Consider the following 19247-nt stretch of genomic DNA (forward strand, 5'->3'; position numbering starts at 1 on the left):
TGCGGCCTACCTGTTGTCCTCGGCGACCTGGGCCAGGGAGGCGTCCACCAGCCATTCCACCGGTGCGCGGTCGTCGGTGTAGACCGTTCCGCCGCGCAGTCCCGTCACCAGCCGACCGGCGACGGCGCTGGCCACGGTGCCCACCTCGGCCGGCATCGGGGCCGCCAGCAGCCGGTCGGTGGGGTCGCTGTCGTAGGTGGTGCCGAGGACCATGGTGTTGGTGTCGTCGACGGGGTCGCGCCACACCCGGTCGTCCCCGAAGGAGGCGCGCAGCGTGGCCGAGAGCACCTTCTCGAGACGGTCGGACTGCGCCGGGTGCCCGACGTTGATCGCGACGGTCCCGCCCGGGGTCAGGTGGTCCCTGACCGCGTCGAAGAACTCCCGCGTGGTCAGGTAGAACGGGATGTAGGGCTGACGGTAGGCGTCGACCAGGATCGCGTCGTACCTCGTGTGCTGGGCCTGCAGCCACGGCCTCGCGTCGGCGGTGTGGGTGGTGATCGAGCGGCCGCGCAGGTCGAACAGCTTGCGGCCGACCTCGGTGACGTCCGGGTCCAGCTCGACGGCGTCGATCTTCACGTCGGGGAAGAAGTGCGCCATCGCGCGTGCCGTCGTACCGGCTGCGCTGCCCAGGATCGCCACGCGCTTCGGCGGGTGTGCCGCGGTGAAGGGCAGCACCAGCATGTCGTCCCAGTAGCCGCCGGTCAGCCACCGGCCGGGGCGGTAGATGGAGTGCACGGCCAGGCCCTCGTTGAGCTCGAGCAGGCGCTCGCCGTCGGACTCCTCGATGACGCGGGCGTACTGGTACTCGGTCTCGCGCTCCCAGATCACCTTGCCGGAGCTGGTGTCGGACTTCGTCGTACCGACCGGGACCACGAGCAGGCCGGCGATGACGACGCTCACGACGACGCCCGGGACCCACTGGCGACCGAGGCCGGGTACGGCGACGAGGGCGAGCACGAGCGCGAACAGCAGGAACGTCCGGTGCGTGCCGACGACCGGGATCAGCAGCAGAGCGGCCAGGAAGGTGCCGGTCAGCGAGCCGATCGTGCCGATGGCGTACAGCCGCCCGGCGACGCGTCCGGCGTCCTCGACCTGGTCGACCTTCAGGCGCACGGCGTACGGCGAGACCATGCCCAGCAGCAGCACGGGTACGGCGATCAGCACGCCGACGCCGAGCAGCGACCCGACGAACAACCCGCCCGAGAGCTTGTCGAACGCCGTGACCGACAGGTGCAGGAACGGGCCACTGACGAACGGCACCAGGGCGAGCATCGCGGCCGCACACACCACGCACCACGAGAGCCTGCGCAGGGTCGGGTTGCGGTCGGCTAGCCGCCCGCCGAGGGCATATCCGATGGACAACGCGACCAGCACCGTGGCGATGGTGTTGGCCCAGACGATCGTGCTCGCCCCGAACCACGGGGCCAGCAGGCGGGCGGCGGCGATCTCGGCACCGAGGCTGGCCATGCCGACGCAGAACACGACGATCTCGAGCAGCGGCGCACGTCTCGTCGTCACGCGGGAAACCTACCGGCACTCCCATGGGGGCCGGTCGAGGCCGTACGTCGCGGCAGCGCTCAGCCGCCGAGCCGTGGCTGGCAGCGCGGGCACCAGTACGTCGGCCGCTCCTGGCCGGTAGGACCTTGGTCGGCCTTCGAGATGCGCGTCCCGCAGCGCAGGCACGGCCCACGTCGTCCGTAGACCCAGAGCTGCTGCCCGCGACGGCTGTCGGCCGTCGTGATCCGGGTGACGCGGTCCTTGTTGGCCTCGAGCAGTCGCTTGGCCTTCTCGACGATGAGGGGCAGGTCGGGCACGGCTGCGACCGGCGTCAACGGGTCGACCCGGCCGAGGAAGCACAGCTCGGACTTGTACACGTTGCCGACGCCGGCCAGGTTGCGTTGCTCGAGCAGCGCATCGCCGATGGGGGCATCGGGACGGGCGCGCAGGTTGGCCAGCGCGAGGTCGGGGTCCCAGTCGGGGCCGAGCAGGTCGGGGCCGAGGTGGCCGACGAGCTCGTCCTCCTTCTCGGTGCGGACGAGGTCCATCACCACCGAGAAGCCCACCGCCTCGGTGGTCGGCGTACGCAGCACCACCCGGGCGGTGTGCGCCGGGCGTCGCCACCGGGATCCGACCGGGTGCACGGCCCAGTGGCCCTCCATCTTCAGGTGGGTGTGCAGCGTGACGCCGTTGTCGAACCGGGTGAGCAGGTGCTTCCCCCGCGAGACCGTCTCGGTGACCGTCGCGCCGGTGAGGTCCTTGGTCGCCAGTGACGGGATCCGGAAGTCGCTCTTCGTCAGCACCTGCCTCGAGAGTCCCGCGTCGAGCTGGCGGGCGGCGTGGTGGACGGTGTCACCCTCAGGCACGGAGGCGTAGTCCTCGAGGAGTGGCGATGAAGCCGGCCGACTCCATCGCGCGGCGGAGCACCTCGGAGTCCTGTCCGAGGATGCTGGCGCCGTCGGCCTTCTCGACGACGAGACGACCCAGCGCGCCTTCGCGTACGGCGCGCCCGAGCGCCTCGATGGCGGGGGCCAGGAGCTCCTCCTCCTCGGAGAAGGTGAGCAACGTCTTCCCGCCGCGCTCGACGTAGAGCGTCAGGGTGCCGTCGACCAGCACCACGATGGCGCCGGCCTTGCGACCGGGTCGATGGCCCGACTCCTGGGGTGGCCAGGGGAGCGCGGCACCGAACGGGTTGGCCGGGTCGGTCGCAGCGAGCGCGAGGGCGGTGGGCTTCTCCGGACGGTCGCTGTCGCGCAGGTGGGTGCGCAACCGGTCGATCGCACCGGCCGTGCCGAACTGGGCTGCGCCGAGTCCTTCGACGAAGTAGCCGCGGCGGCAGCGGCCGGTCTCCTCGAAGGCCGAGAGCACCTTGTAGGCGGCGGCGAACCCGCCCGGCGTACGTTCGCTCACCACCGCGCCGCGGGTCACCACACCGTGGCGCTCGAGCAGGCTCTCGGCCACCGCGTGGGCTCGCTTGGTGGGGTCGGGCTCCCGCTCGGGCAGCAGGAACCAGCGTCCGGCGACGTCGGGGGGAGCGGCGCGGAGGGCGGTGGTCGAGAGCCGCGGCCGGGCGCCGCGCACGCGGGCCGGTGCCCGCTTCAGCCGGTGAGCGCTGCGACCTCCGCGGGTGAGGGCGCGCAGCGGGGCCAGGGTGTCGTTGCCGACGCGACCGTCCCAGGCGAGGTCCCACAACGCAGCGGACAGTGCCTTGTCGTCGCTGGTGCCGACGGTGGAGGCGAGCTGGCGGAAGAAGTAGGCACCGCCACCCTCGAGCGCGTCGAGCACCGCCTGGTGGTCGGGACCGAGCTCGAGGTCACCGTGGTCGGGCAGCGTGAGCGGTGCGGTGTCGGCGAGGTGCAGCGAGACCCAGCCGTCCGAGCCGGGCAGTCCGCCGTGGCCGGCCCACAGCACCTCGCCGGTGGCGGTGAGCTCGTCGAGCATCGCCGGGTGGTAGTCGCGGACCCGAGCGGGCAGCACGAGCGACTCCAGCGCCGAGGCCGGCGTGGCGCAACCGGCCAGCTGCTCGACGACCGTGGCCACGCCGTCGAGCCCGCGCAGGCCGCGCCCGCCTCCCGACACGACGTGCTGCCAGGCCGGGAGGAACCTGGCGAGGGCCACCGGCTCGACCGGTTCGACCTCGTGGCGGAGACGGGCCAGCGACCGGCGCCGCAGGGAGCGGAGCACCTCGGCGTCGCACCACTCGGCCCCGGCTCCCGACGGGCGGAACTCACCTTCGAGCACCCGGCCCTGCGCCGCGAGACGAGCCAGGGTCTGCTGGCAGACCGCGACGCCGAGGCCGAGCCGGTGGGCCACCTCGGAGGCGAGGAAGGGTCCGTGGGTGCGGGCGTAGCGGCCGACCAGGTCACCGAGCGGGTCGTCGACCGGTTCGGTGAAGGCGGCCGGCACGCCGGGCGGAACGGGTACGCCGAGCCCGTCGCGGAGGCGGGCGACGTCCTCGACGACGGCCCACCGTTCGTGGCCACCCATCAGCACGGGTACGACGCGACGGGCGTCGACCAGCAGCGAGAGCCAGTCGGTCACCTGCCCGGGAGTGGTGCAGCGAGCCTGGACCTCCTCGGTCGACAGCGGACCCAGCAGCCGCAGGAGGTCGGCGATGCCCTCGCTGTCGCGAACCCGCCGGTCCTCGGCCAGCCGTTGGAGCTCGGACTCGACCTCGGCCAGCACGTCGGGATCGAGCAGCTCGCGCAGCTCGGCCCGGCCCAGGAGCTCGGCGAGCAGGCCCTGGTCGAGGGTGAGCGCAGCGGCCCGGCGCTCGGCGATGGGGGAGTCGCCCTCGTACATGAAGGCGGCGACGTAGCCGAACAGCAACGACTGCGCGAAGGGGGAGGGCCGCTGGGTGTTGACGTCGACCAGACGCAGCCGACGCTCGGAGATGCGCTGGTGCAGCGCCACCAGCGAGGGCAGGTCGTAGACGTCCTGGAGCACCTCGCGGACCGTCTCCAGGATGATCGGGAACGACGGGTAGCGGGCCGCCACCTCGAGCAGCTGGGCCGAGCGCTGGCGCTGCTGCCACAGCGGGGCGCGCCGACCGGGGTCGCGGCGGGGCAGCAGCAGGGCCCGCGCGGCGCACTCGCGGAAGCGCGAGGCGAACAGGGCCGACCCGCCCACTTCGGTGGTGACGATCTGCTCGATCTCGTCGGGCTCGAAGGCGATCAGCTCGGCGCCGGGCGGGTCCTGGTCGGTTTCAGGAATCCGCAGCACGATGCCGTCGTCGGTGGCCATGGCAGCCGCGTCCACGCCGTACCGCTCGCGCAGCCGGCCGTTGATGGCCAGGGCCCACGGGGCGTGGACCGGCGTGCCGTAGGGGGAATGTACGACGAGCCGCCAGTCGCCGAGCTCGTCACGGAAGCGCTCGACGACCAGCTGCTGGTCGTGAGGCACGGCGTTGGTCGCCTCGCGCTGCTCCTCGATCAGCGAGACCAGGTTGTCGGCCGCCCACTCGTCGAGCCCGGCGGCTGTCGCCCGGGCGATCGCCTGCTCGCGGGGCATCGCGGCCACCTCGCGGGTGAAGGCGCCGATCGCCTCGCCCAGCTCGGCCGGTCGTCCGAGGGAGTCGCCGGTCCAGAAGGGCAGCCGGCCGGGCTGCCCCGGGGCGGGGGAGACCAGCACCCGGTCGTGGGTGATGTCCTCGATGCGCCAGCTGGTGGTGCCGAGGGTGAACACGTCGCCGACGCGTGACTCGTAGACCATCTCCTCGTCGAGCTCGCCGACCCGGGACTGCTTCTCCCCGACCAGGAAGACGCCGAACAGTCCGCGGTCGGGGATGGTGCCGCCGCTGGTGACGGCCAACCGCTGCGCACCGGGTCGTCCGGTCAGCTCACCGGAGACGCGGTCCCACACCAGGCGGGGCCGCAGCTCGGCGAACTCGTCGCTCGGGTAGCGCCCGGAGAGCAGGTCGAGCGTCGCGTCGTAGGCACTCCGGGGGAGCGACGTGAACGGCGCCGCGCGGCGTACGACGTCGAAGAGCTCGTCGGCGTCCCAGGTGTCCAGCGAGGTGGCGGCGACGATCTGCTGGGCGAGTACGTCGAGCGGGCTGGCCGGCACGTGCAGCGCCTCGATCCCGCCGGTGCGCATCCGCTCGACGGTGACCGCCGACGGCACCAGATCGCCACGGTGCTTGGGGAAGAGCACCCCACGCGACACCTCGCCGACGTGGTGGCCGGCACGACCGACCCGTTGCAGGGCACTCGCGACGGACGGCGGCGACTCGATCTGGATGACCAGGTCGACCGCACCCATGTCGATGCCGAGCTCGAGGCTGCTGGTCGCCACCACGCAGGGCAGCCGACCGCGCTTGAGGTCGTCCTCGATGATCGCGCGCTGCTCCTTGGACACCGAGCCGTGGTGGGCTCTCGCGACGAGGGGAGCCGCGCCGTTGGACTGGCCGGACTGGGCCATCATCTCGGCCGGCGTGCGGTCCTGTGGTCTCGACTGATCGCTCGCTTCGCTCGCTGCTCGACCACCGAGCTCAGCTCGCTCCGCTGCCAGCTCGTTGAGCCGTGCGGTCAGCCGCTCCGCGAGCCTCCTGGAGTTGGCGAAGACGATGGTCGACTGGTGCTGCTCGATCAGGTCGAGCACGCGCTCCTCGACGTGTGGCCACAACGAGCCAGCGCGTGGACCGTCGTCGCCTTCCTCGCCGAGCTCGGTCATGTCCTCGACCGGGACGACGACCTTGAGGTCCCACTCCTTCTCCGAAGGCGGTGCCACGACTTCGACCGGAGCGGCACCGCCGAGGAAGCGGGCCACCTCGTCGATCGGACGCACGGTCGCGGACAGGCCGATGCGCTGGGCCGGCTTGTCGAGCAGGTCGTCGAGCCGCTCGAGCGAGACTGCGAGGTGGGCACCGCGCTTGGTGCCGGCGACGGCGTGGACCTCGTCGACGATGACCGTCTCGACCCCGCGCAGCGCCTCACGGGCCTGCGAGGTGAGCATCAGGAACAGTGACTCGGGCGTGGTGATCAAGATGTCGGGCGGCGTCGTGTGGATCCGTCGACGGTCCTGGGGCGAGGTGTCGCCGGATCGCACGCCGACCCGGATCTCGGGGACCTCGACGCCGAGGCGCTCGGCGGTCTGCCGGATGCCGACGAGCGGGGCGCGCAGGTTGCGCTCGACGTCGACGGCGAGTGCCTTCAGGGGCGAGACGTAGAGGACCCGGCACCGCTTCTTCTTCTCCGGCACGGGTTCGGTGGCCAGCCGGTCGATCGACCAGAGGAACGCCGACAGCGTCTTGCCGGAGCCGGTCGGGGCCACCACCAGGGCGTGCCGGCCGGCCGAGATGGCGTCCCACGCCCCGCTCTGGGGAGGGGTCGGCCGCGCGAAGGCGGCGGCGAACCACTCCTGCGTGGCCGGGCTGAACTGGTGCACTCAGACATCCTGCCTGACGGCACCGACAGGTCGGCCGGCCCAGGACGTCATACGTCCTGGTCGCCATGGCAGCCACTTCGTATGACGTCCGAGAGGCGGGCCTGCGACACCAGCCACCCGAAGAGCGCGGGTCCCGTGGCATCCATCTCGGGGTGCCACTGGACGCCGACAGCCGGCCAGTGGGCTCCTTCCCACTCCAGCGCCTCGACGACCCCGTCGTCCGCGATGGCCGTGACCCGCCAGCCCGGCCCTGTGCGCACGACCGCCTGGTGGTGCAACGAGCTCACACTCGTCCGCGTGCCGAGCAGCTCCTGGCACACGGAACCGGTGGACGTGCTGATGGCGTGCCCCTCGCCGGGGCACACGTGCGGTACGTCGGCCGCCAGAGTCCCCCCGTCCATCACGGCGAACACCTGCGCGCCCCGGCACACGCCCAGGGTCGGCGTCCCCTCCCGCCGAGCGGCCCTGGCGAGGTGGATCTCGGCGTCGTCCCGCTCCCGGTCGACGTCCCTCGCGGCCGTGCCGACGCCGTAGAGCAAGGGGTCGAGATCACCACCTCCGGCCAGCACCAGCCCATCGAGCGCGTCGAGCGCGAGGTGGCCGGCTCCGGGCGGGAGGAGCACCGGTCGCCCGCCGGCGGCCGTCACGTGCTCGACGTACGACTGGGGGATCCCATGGACGGCCAGGCGTCCGAACGGCCTGCTCACGACGTACGACGCTGCGGCGATCCCGATGAGTGGGTCGCTCATCAGGTCGCCAGGACGACTGCCGTCACGGCAAGGGCGAGCCCGATGACGTAGGTGCCCATGGCGCCGATGTCGCGCAGCGGACCATGGGCGGCCATCGTCTCCGACCTGAGCATCCCGATCGCGTGGATGTAGCGTGCGAGGACGGCCGCCACGGCCAGCGCATCGACCCACCAGCCGTCGGACAGCGTCCCGCAGATGAGGAGAAGGACGCACAGCGTCGGGACGTACTCCGACGCGTTCCCGTGGGCACGGATGGCGATGAACATCCGGTCCGTGGGCTCGGTGGGCATCTGGTTGCCGGTCGCGCCGCGGACGGCCCGGTGTCGCGTCACGTTGGCGCCGAGCAGGAACAGCAACGCTCCGAGGAGCGCGACGCACGTGATCTGGAGTGTGTTCATGAGAGGACCCTTTCTTCGGAGTGGTGGAGCAGACGGCGCATGATCACGCCGGACAGGTCGGTGCCCAGCAGGGCGTCCGTCTTGTGCATCCCGCCTGGGCAGGTGACGTTGGCCTCGATCAGGCGGCCGTCGATGACGTCCAGGCCGGCCAGGACGATGCCGAGACGCCGGAAGTGCGGCGCGAGCGTCGCTACGACGAGACGGTCGCGGTCGTCGGGACCGATCGCAGCCGCCGGAGGACCGATCCGGAAGTCGTCGAACGACGGGAACCGGTCGACCGCACCGACGATCTCGCCGTCCAGCACGAAGAGGCGCTTGTTGCCGCTGTCGACGGAGGACAGGTACTCCTGAACGATCACGTGCCGGCGGCCGCGGCCCGTCGCGGACTCGACCAGCGAACGGGCGTTCCGGTCCTCGCGGCGCAGGAGCCAGACGTCGATCCCGGCGAACCCGTCGACCGGCTTGAGGACCGCGGTCCCGTGGAGCGCGGCGAACTCCAGCACCCGGTCGACCTCGGCGGTCACCAACGTCTCCGGGCACAGCTCGGCGAACCGAAGCACCCAGAGCTTCTCCTGCATCTCGCGCACGCCAGCGGCGCGGTTGACCACCTGCACGCCTGCGTCGTGGGCGATGTCCAGCAGGTACGTCGTCCGCAGGTACCTGGGGTCCACCGGCGGGTCGAGACGCAGCAACGCCACCTGCACCTCGAGGGCGACGTCGACCACCCGCTGCTCGACCGCGTCGAACCACGGCGAGTCGACCAACCACCGGTGGTCACCGCTCGGCACCCGGGGGCGGACCTCGATGCGCCGTGCCCGGGCGAGCAGCCGGCCGGCGACCAGCGCGAGGTCCTCGGGGCCGCACACCCACACCGCCACGCCGGCATCCGTCGCGGCCGCCATCAGCCCGACGTTGCTGTCGATCCCGGCGTCGAGCCCCTCCAGGGGGTCAACGACGAACAGCGCGCTCACGCCACACCGACCCGGGTCGGCACGGACCACTCGGCCAGGCTGAGCAGCGCCGAGGAGGTGTCGGCCAGTACCTCGGGAGCCAGGGCCGCCAGTTCCCAGCGTTCCGCCTGTCTCCGACCGTCGTCCAGCACGAGCCGGAGCGCGCGGCGACGTACCTCGTCGTCGTACAGCAGCCGGCTGAGCAGGGCCGCGAGCGGCACGACCACGTCGTCGGGCTGCACGTCGAGGAACCGCAGCTCCAGATAGCGGCCACGCGGACGCACCGGCGGGAAGAGCGTGGACACATGGTGGCGCACGGCCTGCTCGGTGACGCGGTGGGTCCGGGCCCACGACGAGAAAGATCCCCGCCACGAGTCCTCTCCGGGCATGGCGAACACAGCTGCCCCCGCAGCGAAGGCGGCGTAGTGCGCCACCGGATCGGCCTTCCGCAACAGCCGGTCGTCGTACGCCGTTCGAGACGGGTCCACGGAGAGCCAGGTAGCCAGCCGCGACGCCGGACCGGCGCTCCGTGCGAACGCCGCCGCCAGGAAGGGCGCGGCCGACAACGCCAGCAGCCACTGCTCGAGACCGGGGGCGCCGGGCCACCAGTCGAGGCACACCTGGGTCGAGGCCGTACGACGCATCATGCGCCGTCCCGCCGGCCCGATCCCGTCGAGGTGCCGCTCCATCTCCACGTAGCGGTGGCTGGCGAGCTGGCGTGGCACCGCGCGATCGTCGACCGGGTCCGCGCGGAGCTCGATGCCTGCCGCCCGGCAGTCCGCACGCAGCAGCTCGATCGTGGTCTGCCACCGGTCCGCCAGCTGGGGCACGGACGGCGAGCAGGGGAGGCTCAGCTCGACCTGACCGCCGGGTTCGAACCCCACCCAGCTCTCGTACGAGGACCCGCGGATCGCGCGACGCACTCGATCGATCGAGACGACGGAGCCGTCCGACACGTCCCGGGCCAGCAGCTCGTGCTCGATGCCGGCGCGGACCGATCGGGACGCGCCGCCCTGGAAGAGGTCAGAGACTTCGCGGAGGAGAAGGTGGTGCATGACGGGCTCCTTGGTAAAGTAAGGTCGCCTGTCTAAAATAGAAAGGTCACCTTACCAATGTCAAGAGAGATCCGCCCTCTGGGTCGTACGCCGCTGATCGGACTCGTGGAGAGGGCAGCCCGCGGGCTGGGCTCGGACATGATCACCACCGCCCGGGAGCGCGGCTTCACCGAGCTGCGGCTGGCCCATGGCACCGTCTTCGGCAACCTGCCGGGCGAGGGGGCACGCGTCACCGAGATGGCTGCCCAGGCCGGCATCACCAAGCAGTCGATGGGCGAGGTCGTCCGTGAGCTGGTGGAGCTCGGGATCTGTGACATGGAGCCGGACCCGAACGACCGCCGGGCCAAGATCGTCACCTACACCGAGTACGGCCACCGGGTGGCGGCGGACGGCTTCGGCCACCTTCAACAGGTGGAGCGCCGGCTGGCGCGCACCTTCGGTGAGGACTACGAGACGGCCCGTCGGGTCCTCGAGTGGGTGATCGAGGAGTATCCGCGCAACGCGGCGGCTCAGTGAGTGGGCCGACAAATCAGGTGCTACCTGTCGGACTCGGCGTCTAGGGTCGACAACCGTGACCGATGCCGCCGAACCGATGATCCGGGCCGTCGACCTGCGCAAGTCGTTCGTCAGCAAGCAGGGCACCGTCGAGGCGGTGAAGGGCATCAGTGTCGAGGTGCGGCGGGGCGAGTCGTTCGGGTTCCTCGGCCCCAACGGTGCCGGCAAGTCCTCGACGATGCGGATGGTCGCGGCCGTCTCCCCGATCACCAGTGGTGAGCTGCGCATCCTGGGCATGGACCCGGCGAAGGACGGTCCCGGCATCCGGGCGCGCATCGGGGTCTGCCCCCAGGAGGACACCCTCGACACCGAGCTCAACGTCGCCGACAACCTCTACGTCTACGGCCGCTACTTCGGACTCCCGCGCGCCGACGTGCGCACCCGCGTCGAGGAGCTGCTCGAGTTCGTCCAGCTCACCGAGAAGGCCAAGGCCAAGGTCGAGGACCTCTCCGGCGGCATGAAGCGGCGCCTCACCATCGCGCGCTCGCTGATCAACCGTCCCGACATGCTGCTGCTCGACGAGCCGACCACGGGCCTGGACCCCCAAGCCCGCCACGTCGTCTGGGACCGGCTGTTCCGGCTCAAGCAGCAGGGAGTCACCATCGTGCTGACGACCCACTACATGGACGAGGCCGAGCAGCTGTGCGACCGACTCGTGGTGATGGACAAGGGCCTGATCGTCGCCGAGGGCTCCCCGCTCGAGCTGATCCGGGCCTGGTCGACGCGCGAGGTGGCCGAGCTCCGGTTCGGCGTCGGCGAGCACGAAGCCCTGGCCGCCAAGGTGGCAGACCTCGCCGAGCGGGTCGAGGTGCTGCCCGACCGGCTGCTGCTCTACACCTCCGACGGCGAGGAGACGCTCGCCAAGGTGCACGAGCGCGGCCTGGCCCCGGCCGTCTCGCTCGTACGCCGCTCCACCCTGGAGGACGTCTTTCTCCGCCTCACCGGCCGCACGCTGGTCGACTGATGGCCACGACCGACACCGCCACCGGCACGACACCGTCGTCGGCACCGAGGAGCCCGTTGGCCGGCGCCGTCCGGATGGCCGACTACTGGGCCACCGTCTACCGCCGCACGTGGAAGGGCAGCGTCATCTCGTCCTTCGTGACGCCGCTGCTCTACATCGTCGCGATGGGGGTGTTCCTCGGTGGCTTCATCCAGGACGACCCCGCCAAGCTCGAGGGCGCGACCAGCTACCTCGCCTTCGTCGCGCCGGGCATGCTCGCGGCGCAGGCGATGACGGTCGTCTTCGGTGAGGTCACCTATCCCGTCATGTCGATGATCAAGTGGCAACGCACCTTCTACGGCATGATCGCCTCGCCGCTCAACATCGCCGACGTCGTGCTCGCCCATCTCGGCTTCGTGCTGTTCCGCGTCGGCACCGTGTGCGCGGTCTTCACCCTGGTGATGGCCCCGTTCGGGGTCTTCGAGTCGTGGTGGGGGGTGCTGCTTTCCTTCCCGGTGCAGCTCCTGATCGGGCTCGCCTTCGCCGCCCCGCTCTACGCCATCACTGCCGCCATGCGCAGCGAGAGCGGCTTCAGCCTCATCTTCCGGCTCGGGATGATCCCGCTCTTCCTGTTCTCCGGGGCCTTCTTCCCGATCTCCAACCTCGGCCCGGTGATGGAGTGGTTGGCCCGGCTGACGCCGCTGTGGCACGGCGTGGACCTGACCCGGATGTTGGTCCTCGGCACGGTCGACTGGTCGACCGCGGCGATCCACGTCGTCTACCTGGTGACGTGTGCCGTGGTCGGCTACCTGCTCGCCGTACGCACGCTGGAGAAGAGGCTGATCGACTGATGGCCCTCCTCAACCAGGCGATCGGCCGCTCCGCGGGAGCCCAGCTCGGGGCCGGCGAGGCCACCGGCCTGCTGCTCCACCGCAACTACCTCGCCTACCGCTCGGCCTGGTGGATCTTCGTCACCGGGTTCCTCGAGCCGGTCTTCTACCTGTTCTCGATCGGCATCGGGGTCGGGCAGCTGGTCACCGGCTTCGAGTTCCACGGCCAGACGATCCCCTACGCCGAGTTCGTGGCGCCCGGCATGCTCGCCGCGTCCGCCATGAACGGCTCGCTGCTCGACTCGACGTTCAACTTCTTCTTCAAGCTGAAGTACAACAAGCTCTTCGACCAGATGCTGGCCACGCCCCTGACCACGAGCGACATCGCGCGAGGCGAGCTGAGCTGGTCGCTGCTGCGCGGCGGCATCTACTCCGCGGCCTTCCTCGTGGTGATGGTGGCGATGGGACTGGTGCACTCGTGGTGGGCGGTCCTCGCGCTGCCGGCAGCCCTGCTCATCGGGTTGGCCTTCGGCGGCGCCTGCATGGCGCTGACGACCTACATGCGCTCCTGGCAGGACTTCGAGTACGTCACCCTCGCCACCCTGCCGCTGTTCCTGTTCTCCGCGACCTTCTTCCCGCTGAGCGCCTTCCCGGCCGCGGTGCAGTGGGTGGTGCAGGTGACCCCGCTCTACCGCGGCGTCGTGCTGGTGCGCGAGCTCTGCACCGGTGTGGTCACGTGGGAGTCGACGGTGTCGGTGGTCTACCTCGTCGCGATGGGGCTGGTCGGCCTCGTCATCGTCGGTCGCCGGCTGGACAAGCTGCTGCTGAGCTGACCGGGCAGACTGGCGCCCATGGCTGACCGGTCCGACCCTCACCCGCGCATCGCCGTCATCGGTGGCAGCGGCTTCTACGAGTTCCTCGACAGTCCCTCCACGGTCGCGGTGAGCACGCCGTACGGCGATCCCTCGGCGCCGATCGCCGTGGGTGACGTCGAGGGCCGCAGCGTTGCGTTCCTGCCGCGGCACGGCCCGGGCCACGAGTTCCCACCACACCGGATCAACTACCGCGCCAACCTCTGGGCCCTGCGCAGCCTGGGCGTCGAGCAGGTCCTTGCGCCGTGCGCCGTGGGCGGCCTGCAGCCCACCACCCAGCCCGGCACGCTGGTCGTGCCCGACCAGCTCGTCGACCGCACCACCGGCCGGGTGCAGACCTACGTCGACCGCGGCGCCGCGCACGCCCCGTTCGCCGATCCCTACTGCCCCGACCTGCGTGCCGCGCTGGTGACCGCCGCCGGTGCCGACGTCCTCGACACCGGCACCATGGTCGTCATCGAGGGCCCTCGCTTCTCCACCCGGGCCGAGTCGCAGAGCTACGCCAGCGCCGGCTGGACCGTGGTCAACATGACCGGCCACCCCGAAGCCGTGCTCGCCCGCGAGCTCGGACTCTGCTACGCCACCATCGCCCTGGTCACCGACGTCGATGCCGGCGTGAGCAAGGAGGAGTCGGTCGACCAGGCCACGGTGTTCGCGCTCTTCGAGAAGCACATCGGCCGGCTCAAGGGCCTGTTGGCCGACGTGGTGGCGGGGCTCGACGGAGTCGGCGACTGCGGCTGCGCCAGCTGGCTCGACGACGTCACGCTGCCCTTCGAGCTGCCCGGGCCCGGCGTCAGCTCACCAGCTCGTTGACGACCAGTCCGACCGCGGCGATGACGACTGCTCCCGATGCCAGCATGGTCGGCAGCCGCGTGAACGGCGGCCGGGCGATGCGGGGGATGAGCGCGAGGATCGCTGCTGCGACGCAGAGGATGCCGGCCACCGCGGCCACCACGGTGGCGACGCTCGGCTCGGACGCCTCCTTCGTCGAGTTGCCACCGACCGTGAAGCAGACACCGGAGGCGACGGCAGCCGCGACGATCGCCGGCCACGGGGTCACCTGCCGCGACCGCACGAGCAGCACGGCGACGGCCAGCAGCACGACGGCCAGCACCACCACCACGACCGGACCAAGGCTCACGTCCGACTCCTTCCGCACGGGGCTGCCTACGGTCTACACGATCCCGCGCGCCCGGGACGCCCGGATCCGGCAGATGAGCCTCTGGACCGGCCGGGCACAATTGCCGTCGTGAGCATCGAGCCGGACACCAAGGACTGGACCTGGGTCATCGAGGAGCCGTGCCGGCAGTGCGGCTTCGACCCCGGGGGCGTCTCCCGCGGTGACATCCCCGACCTGGTCCACAAGAACACCCGCGGCTGGTACGACGTGCTGGCCGATCCCGACTTCGCCGTACGCCCTGCTCCGCACGTGTGGTCACGGCTCGAGTACGCCTGCCACGTCCGTGACGTGCACGAGCTGTTCGCGCGCCGGGTGCGGCTCATGCTCGACCAGGACGACCCGACGTTCGACAACTGGGACCAGGACGCGACCGCGGTCGAGCAGGCCTACGACCTCCAGGACCCGGCCGAGGTCGGTGTCGAGCTGGTGGAGCGTGCGGCCGAGGTCGCAGCGGTCTACGCGGCAGTCGAGGACGACCAGTGGCAGCGCACCGGGCGCCGGAGCAACGGGTCGCTCTTCACCGTCGAGACGATGGGCGTCTACCACTTGCACGACGTCGTCCACCACCTGTGGGACGTCTCCAGGAGCGCGGAGCCGTCGGCCGTTCCGGCGGGGGACCTGTGAGGCACACCGAGTTCTGGGCCCGGATGGAGAACGCGCTCGGTCCGCCGTACGCCCGCTCCTGGGCCGAGCAGCACGTGCTCCGCGAGCTCGGCGGGCGCACCGTCCTCGAGGCCCTCGCCGCGGGGGAGGACCCGAAGGTGGTCTGGCTAGCGGTGTGGGCCGAGCTCGGGCTCCCCGCGCGAGAGCGCTGATTTCGCCTTCTCGTCACCCAACCGTGACGTCCTGGGGGTGCCGTCTGCACGCACCGGCGTACTAGCCTGCCGGGGTTCGACTCGGAGAACGACACTCGGGAGCACCCCATGCACACCACCCCTCGGCGCCTCGTCGGCGTCCTGGCCGCCGGGGCCTGCGCCCTCGCCCCACTCGTGCTGCTGGCCGGCACCAGCCCGGCCGACGCGGTCAACCGCCACCGGCCGCACCACCCGAAGCCGCACCACCACCACAGCTCGCTGATGCCCATCCAGCTGCTGAGCTTCAACGACTTCCACGGCAACCTCGAGCCCCCGGCCGGGTCGTCGGGCCGCAACGTGGTCGACCACAAGATCGACCCCGCGACCGGCAAGCCGGTCGACGTGACCAACGACGCCGGAGGGGCGGCGTACCTCGCCACGCACCTCGCCCAGGCCCGCAAGGGGCACCGCAACTCCCTGACCGTGGCGGCCGGCGACATCATCGGCGCCTCGCCGCTGCTGTCCGCCGCCTTCCACGACGAGCCGACCATCGAGTCGATGAACAAGCTGGGCCTCGACGTCACCGCGGTCGGCAACCACGAGTTCGACGAGGGCTACAAGGAGCTCCAGCGGATGGCCCACGGCGGGTGCATCGCCGACGGCCCGAACGGCGCCAACAACCAGAACTCCTGCCCCGACCACACCTTCAAGGGCGCGAAGTTCGACTACCTGGCAGCGAACGTGAAGTACGCCGGGACCGACCAGACCATCCTGCCGTCGTACTCCATCAAGAACGTGCACGGCGCGAAGATCGGCTTCATCGGGATGACCCTCAAGGACACCCCGAGCATCGTGACCGCCAGCGGTGTCGCCGGTCTGGAGTTCTCCGACGAGGTGCAGACCGCCAACATGCTGGTCCCCGTGCTCAAGCGCAGAGGCGTGAACGCGATCGTGGTGCTGATCCACCAGGGCGGCGTACCGGACAAGCAGAAGTGGACCGACCCCGCCACCGGCACGACGTACGACGTGAACCCGAACTTCGACTACACCTGTGGCAAGGGCGGCACCCTCGCCGCCTCCTCGCCGATCCTGCCGATCGCCGCCAACCTCGACCCGGCCATCGACATGGTGGTCAGCGGGCACACCCACCAGCCCTACGTCTGCCAGGTCAAGGACCCGGTCGGCCGTCCCCGGCTGCTGACCTCGGCCTCCTCGTTCGGTCGGCTGTTCACCGAGACCGACCTGCTCTACAACCGCCGCACCCACGACATCGTGCGTGGCTCGGTCAAGGGCGCCAACGTCCAGGTCAGCCGCGACGTGACGCCGGACCCGGCGCAGACCTCGCTGATCGACCTCTACAAGCAGCTGGTCACGCCGATCGCCAGCAAGGTCATCGGGCACATCACCACCGACGTCACGGCTGCCCAGAACGACGCGGGGGAGAGCGCCCTCGGCGACCTGATCGCCGACGCGCAGCTGGCCGACCCGTCGGTGGTGACCGGTGGCCAGAAGCCAGTGATCGCGTTCATGAACCCCGGCGGCATCCGGACCGACCTGAGCGCGGCCAACTCCAAGTACGGCGAGCCGACCGGTGACGTCACCTACGAGGAGGCGTTCAACGTCCAGCCGTTCAACAACTACCTGGTCTCGATGACGCTGACCGGCCAGCAGATCTACGACCTGCTCGCCCAGCAGGTGACCGGATCGAACGAGGCCGCCCGCAAGGTGCTGCAGGTGTCGAACGGGTTCAGCTATCAGCTCGGCGCGTCCGGTGCGGTCGCCGATTCGGTGAAGCTGAACGGCACCCCGATCGACAAGGCGGCGTCGTACCGGATCGTCACGAACAACTTCCTCTCCGACGGCGGCGACGGCTTCCCGGCCTTCACCGGCGGCACCGCGAAGTACTTCGGGGGTCTCGACATCGACGCCTTCGCGGCCTACCTGACCGCACACTCGCCGTACACCCCGGGGCCGCTGACCCGCATCCAGTAGCAGGTGGCTCTTCGGTGGTTGAGGAGGTCGCGCAGCGACCGTCTCGAAACCACCCGATTCACCGGGCGTGTTGGATTGGATCGAACACCTGTTCGTACTACCGTCGTGTCCACAGGCAGGGGTCGACACCGGCTTTTCCACAGCTCCGCAGCACGAGATCGCGGTTGTCGGTGGGGGCTCCTAACGTCTGGCAGGACAGACGAGGTCAGACAACAGGCGCTCCGATCGCGGGACGCACGACACACGTGAGGGTGACATGGCTGGAGCCGAGAACAACCGGGACAAGGCGCTCGACGTAGCGCTCGCCAACATCGAGAAGCAGTTCGGCAAGGGCTCGGTCATGCGCCTCGGCGACGAGACGCGGGCGCCCCTCGAGGTCATCCCCACCGGGGCGATCTCCCTCGACATCGCGCTCGGCCTCGGTGGCCTGCCGCGTGGCCGGGTGGTCGAGATCTACGGCCCGGAGTCCTCCGGCAAGACCACGGTCGCCCTGCACGCGGTGGCCAACGCGCAGGCGGCCGGCGGCATCGTGGCCTTCATCGACGCCGAGCACGCCCTCGACCCGGAGTACGCCCAGCGTCTCGGCGTCGACACCGACGCCCTGCTCGTCTCCCAGCCCGACTCCGGTGAGCAGGCGCTCGAGATCGCCGACATGCTGATCCGCTCCGGCGCGCTCGACCTGATCGTCATCGACTCGGTCGCGGCCCTGGTGCCGCGCGCGGAGATCGAGGGCGAGATGGGCGACAGCCACGTCGGCCTCCAGGCCCGTCTGATGAGCCAGGCGTTGCGCAAGATGACCGGTGCCCTCAACGGCGCCAACACGACCGCGATCTTCATCAACCAGCTGCGCGAGAAGATCGGCGTGATGTTCGGCTCGCCCGAGACCACCACCGGTGGTCGGGCGCTGAAGTTCTACTCCTCGGTCCGCCTCGACGTGCGTCGCATCGAGACGCTCAAGGACGGCACCGAGATGGTCGGCAACCGCACCCGCGTCAAGGTCGTCAAGAACAAGGTCGCGCCGCCGTTCAAGCAGGCCGAGTTCGACATCATGTACGGCCAGGGCATCAGCCGCGAGGGTGGGCTGATCGATGTCGGCGTCGAGGCGGGCCTCGTCCGCAAGGCAGGCGCTTGGTACACCTACGAGGGCGACCAGCTCGGCCAGGGCAAGGAGAACGCCCGCACCTTCCTCCGCGACAACCCCGACCTGGCCAACGAGATCGAGAAGAAGATCCTCGAGAAGCTCGGCATCGGTCCCTCGGTCGACACCCCGGCCGCAGCCGGCGACGAGGGCAGCGGCTTCACCGCCGACGCCCCCGACATCGACCCCGACGGCATCGACTTCTGACCAGGGCTGGGCTCGACCAACGGGGTGAGGTGCGCCAACGCGCTGAACCAGGTGGTCGAGCAGCGAGCGCCAGCGAGCGATCAGTCGAGACCACCCCGCACGCCAACCGCGACCGTAGGGAGGTGCCATGCGCGGATCACGTGACCCCGACCCGACCCTCGATGCCGGCCCCGACGCCGATCCCGAGTCGGTGGCCCGCACGATCCTGCTCAACCAGCTCACCGGCCGGGCCCGCACGCGCTCCGAGCTGGCCACCAAGCTGAGCTCTCGAGACGTGCCCGACGAGATCGCCACCCGGCTCCTCGACCGGTTCGAGGAGGTCGGGCTGGTCGACGACGCGGCGTTCGCGCGCGAGTGGGTCGAGCAGCGCCAGTCCGGCAAGGGCCTGGCGAAGCGAGCCCTGGCACAGGAGCTCCGCCGCAAGGGGATCGACGACGAGACGGCTCGCGAAGCCCTCGACGAGATCGACGCCGACGACGAGGTCGAGGCGGCTCGCGCGCTGGTGCGGGCCAAGCTCCGCACGGCGCGGGGACTCGATCACGACAAGGCGGTCCGCCGCCTCGTCGGCATGCTCGCCCGCAAGGGCCACTCCGCCGGTGTCGCCTTCCGCGTGGTCAAGGAGGAGCTCGACCTGGACCAGGCGGACGATGACATCGAGTTCGGGGACTAGCTTGCTAAAAGTGAAAGTCACTCCTAATATCA

At 70.7% G+C, this 19247-nt stretch carries 18 protein-coding genes; 10 read left to right on the forward strand and 8 right to left on the reverse strand.

What is annotated here, in order from left to right; genetic code table 11:
• Positions 1-6 precede the first annotated feature (6 nt).
• The 7 genes from H976_RS0101430 to H976_RS0101460 are packed head-to-tail and all read right to left on the reverse strand — an operon-like array spanning position 7 to position 10034.
• Entirely contained in the window at positions 7-1518 is a 1512-nt protein-coding gene (locus tag H976_RS0101430) for a spermidine synthase (protein WP_231388763.1), read from the reverse strand.
• A 59-nt stretch (positions 1519-1577) separates the two neighbouring features.
• The gene (locus H976_RS0101435; protein WP_027860073.1) at positions 1578-2363 is read right to left on the reverse strand and encodes an Fpg/Nei family DNA glycosylase; all 786 of its coding nucleotides are present in this window, start codon (positions 2361-2363) and stop codon (positions 1578-1580) included.
• The gene (locus H976_RS0101440) at positions 2356-6882 is read right to left on the reverse strand and encodes an ATP-dependent helicase (RefSeq protein ID WP_027860074.1); all 4527 of its coding nucleotides are present in this window, start codon (positions 6880-6882) and stop codon (positions 2356-2358) included. The genes H976_RS0101435 and H976_RS0101440 overlap by 8 nt, the downstream gene beginning before the upstream one ends.
• A gap of 47 nt (positions 6883-6929) precedes the next feature.
• Positions 6930-7631 carry a gamma-glutamyl-gamma-aminobutyrate hydrolase family protein gene (locus tag H976_RS23960; protein ID WP_051275933.1) on the reverse strand — a complete coding sequence of 234 codons (702 nt, stop codon included), beginning with the start codon at positions 7629-7631 and terminating at the stop codon, positions 6930-6932.
• Entirely contained in the window at positions 7631-8029 is a 399-nt protein-coding gene (locus H976_RS0101450; RefSeq protein WP_027860075.1) for an MAPEG family protein, read from the reverse strand. The genes H976_RS23960 and H976_RS0101450 overlap by 1 nt, the downstream gene beginning before the upstream one ends.
• Positions 8026-9000 carry a hypothetical protein gene (locus H976_RS0101455; protein WP_027860076.1) on the reverse strand — a complete coding sequence of 325 codons (975 nt, stop codon included), beginning with the start codon at positions 8998-9000 and terminating at the stop codon, positions 8026-8028. Before H976_RS0101455 ends, H976_RS0101450 begins: the two co-directional genes overlap by 4 nt.
• Entirely contained in the window at positions 8997-10034 is a 1038-nt protein-coding gene (locus H976_RS0101460) for a glutamate-cysteine ligase family protein (RefSeq protein ID WP_027860077.1), read from the reverse strand. The genes H976_RS0101455 and H976_RS0101460 overlap by 4 nt, the downstream gene beginning before the upstream one ends.
• A gap of 57 nt (positions 10035-10091) precedes the next feature.
• Here H976_RS0101460 and H976_RS23965 point away from each other — a divergent pair, with 57 nt between their 5' ends.
• The 5 genes from H976_RS23965 to H976_RS0101485 all read left to right on the forward strand — a co-directional run bounded on the left by H976_RS23965 (position 10092) and on the right by H976_RS0101485 (position 14047).
• Positions 10092-10550, forward strand: coding sequence for a MarR family winged helix-turn-helix transcriptional regulator (locus H976_RS23965; RefSeq protein ID WP_081682579.1), 459 nt, complete (start codon positions 10092-10094; stop codon positions 10548-10550).
• 76 nt (positions 10551-10626) lie between these two features.
• Positions 10627-11553: an ABC transporter ATP-binding protein gene (locus H976_RS0101470; protein WP_196803926.1), complete on the forward strand. Its 927-nt coding sequence runs from the start codon at positions 10627-10629 to the stop codon at positions 11551-11553.
• Complete coding sequence (locus tag H976_RS23970) at positions 11553-12383, forward strand: ABC transporter permease (protein WP_231388764.1); 831 nt, start codon at positions 11553-11555, stop codon at positions 12381-12383. The genes H976_RS0101470 and H976_RS23970 overlap by 1 nt, the downstream gene beginning before the upstream one ends.
• The gene (locus H976_RS0101480) at positions 12383-13195 is read left to right on the forward strand and encodes an ABC transporter permease (protein WP_027860079.1); all 813 of its coding nucleotides are present in this window, start codon (positions 12383-12385) and stop codon (positions 13193-13195) included. The genes H976_RS23970 and H976_RS0101480 overlap by 1 nt, the downstream gene beginning before the upstream one ends.
• A gap of 18 nt (positions 13196-13213) precedes the next feature.
• Positions 13214-14047: an S-methyl-5'-thioadenosine phosphorylase gene (locus tag H976_RS0101485; RefSeq protein ID WP_027860080.1), complete on the forward strand. Its 834-nt coding sequence runs from the start codon at positions 13214-13216 to the stop codon at positions 14045-14047.
• Here H976_RS0101485 and H976_RS0101490 read toward each other — a convergent pair.
• A complete protein-coding gene (locus H976_RS0101490) occupies positions 14028-14375 on the reverse strand; it encodes a hypothetical protein (protein WP_027860081.1) in 348 nt (115 codons plus the stop codon). The genes H976_RS0101485 and H976_RS0101490 overlap by 20 nt on opposite strands.
• Positions 14376-14483: 108 nt before the next feature.
• On the opposite strand from H976_RS0101490, the gene H976_RS0101495 reads away from it, so the two are divergent.
• The 5 genes from H976_RS0101495 to H976_RS0101515 all read left to right on the forward strand — a co-directional run bounded on the left by H976_RS0101495 (position 14484) and on the right by H976_RS0101515 (position 19215).
• Entirely contained in the window at positions 14484-15038 is a 555-nt protein-coding gene (locus H976_RS0101495) for a DinB family protein (protein ID WP_027860082.1), read from the forward strand.
• Positions 15035-15229, forward strand: coding sequence for a DUF3046 domain-containing protein (locus H976_RS0101500; RefSeq protein ID WP_027860083.1), 195 nt, complete (start codon positions 15035-15037; stop codon positions 15227-15229). The genes H976_RS0101495 and H976_RS0101500 overlap by 4 nt, the downstream gene beginning before the upstream one ends.
• 108 nt (positions 15230-15337) lie before the next feature.
• A complete protein-coding gene (locus H976_RS23975; RefSeq protein ID WP_036223912.1) occupies positions 15338-17200 on the forward strand; it encodes a bifunctional UDP-sugar hydrolase/5'-nucleotidase in 1863 nt (620 codons plus the stop codon).
• A 256-nt stretch (positions 17201-17456) separates the two neighbouring features.
• Positions 17457-18545, forward strand: a complete 1089-nt coding sequence (gene recA, locus H976_RS23980; protein WP_051275941.1) for a recombinase RecA — start codon at positions 17457-17459, stop codon at positions 18543-18545.
• A gap of 127 nt (positions 18546-18672) precedes the next feature.
• Positions 18673-19215: a regulatory protein RecX gene (locus H976_RS0101515; protein ID WP_027860084.1), complete on the forward strand. Its 543-nt coding sequence runs from the start codon at positions 18673-18675 to the stop codon at positions 19213-19215.
• Positions 19216-19247 lie beyond the last annotated feature (32 nt).

The sequence above is a fragment of the Marmoricola sp. URHB0036 genome, from assembly GCF_000426045.1.
In the GTDB taxonomy this organism is placed as follows: Bacteria; Actinomycetota; Actinomycetes; order Propionibacteriales; family Nocardioidaceae; genus Marmoricola.

Excerpts from the sequence above, each read along its gene's own strand:
- H976_RS23975 (WP_036223912.1), top strand. The coding sequence starts at position 15,338 with ATGCACACCACCCCTCGGCGCCTCGTCGGCGTCCTGGCCGCCGGGGCC.
- H976_RS0101450 (WP_027860075.1), bottom strand. The coding sequence starts at position 8,029 with ATGAACACACTCCAGATCACGTGCGTCGCGCTCCTCGGAGCGTTGCTG.
- H976_RS23970 (WP_231388764.1), top strand. The coding sequence starts at position 11,553 with ATGGCCACGACCGACACCGCCACCGGCACGACACCGTCGTCGGCACCG.
- recA (WP_051275941.1), top strand. The coding sequence starts at position 17,457 with ATGGCTGGAGCCGAGAACAACCGGGACAAGGCGCTCGACGTAGCGCTC.
- H976_RS0101480 (WP_027860079.1), top strand. The coding sequence starts at position 12,383 with ATGGCCCTCCTCAACCAGGCGATCGGCCGCTCCGCGGGAGCCCAGCTC.
- H976_RS23960 (WP_051275933.1), bottom strand. The coding sequence starts at position 7,631 with ATGAGCGACCCACTCATCGGGATCGCCGCAGCGTCGTACGTCGTGAGC.
- H976_RS0101460 (WP_027860077.1), bottom strand. The coding sequence starts at position 10,034 with ATGCACCACCTTCTCCTCCGCGAAGTCTCTGACCTCTTCCAGGGCGGC.
- H976_RS0101470 (WP_196803926.1), top strand. The coding sequence starts at position 10,627 with ATGATCCGGGCCGTCGACCTGCGCAAGTCGTTCGTCAGCAAGCAGGGC.
- H976_RS0101515 (WP_027860084.1), top strand. The coding sequence starts at position 18,673 with ATGCGCGGATCACGTGACCCCGACCCGACCCTCGATGCCGGCCCCGAC.
- H976_RS23965 (WP_081682579.1), top strand. The coding sequence starts at position 10,092 with ATGTCAAGAGAGATCCGCCCTCTGGGTCGTACGCCGCTGATCGGACTC.
- H976_RS0101485 (WP_027860080.1), top strand. The coding sequence starts at position 13,214 with ATGGCTGACCGGTCCGACCCTCACCCGCGCATCGCCGTCATCGGTGGC.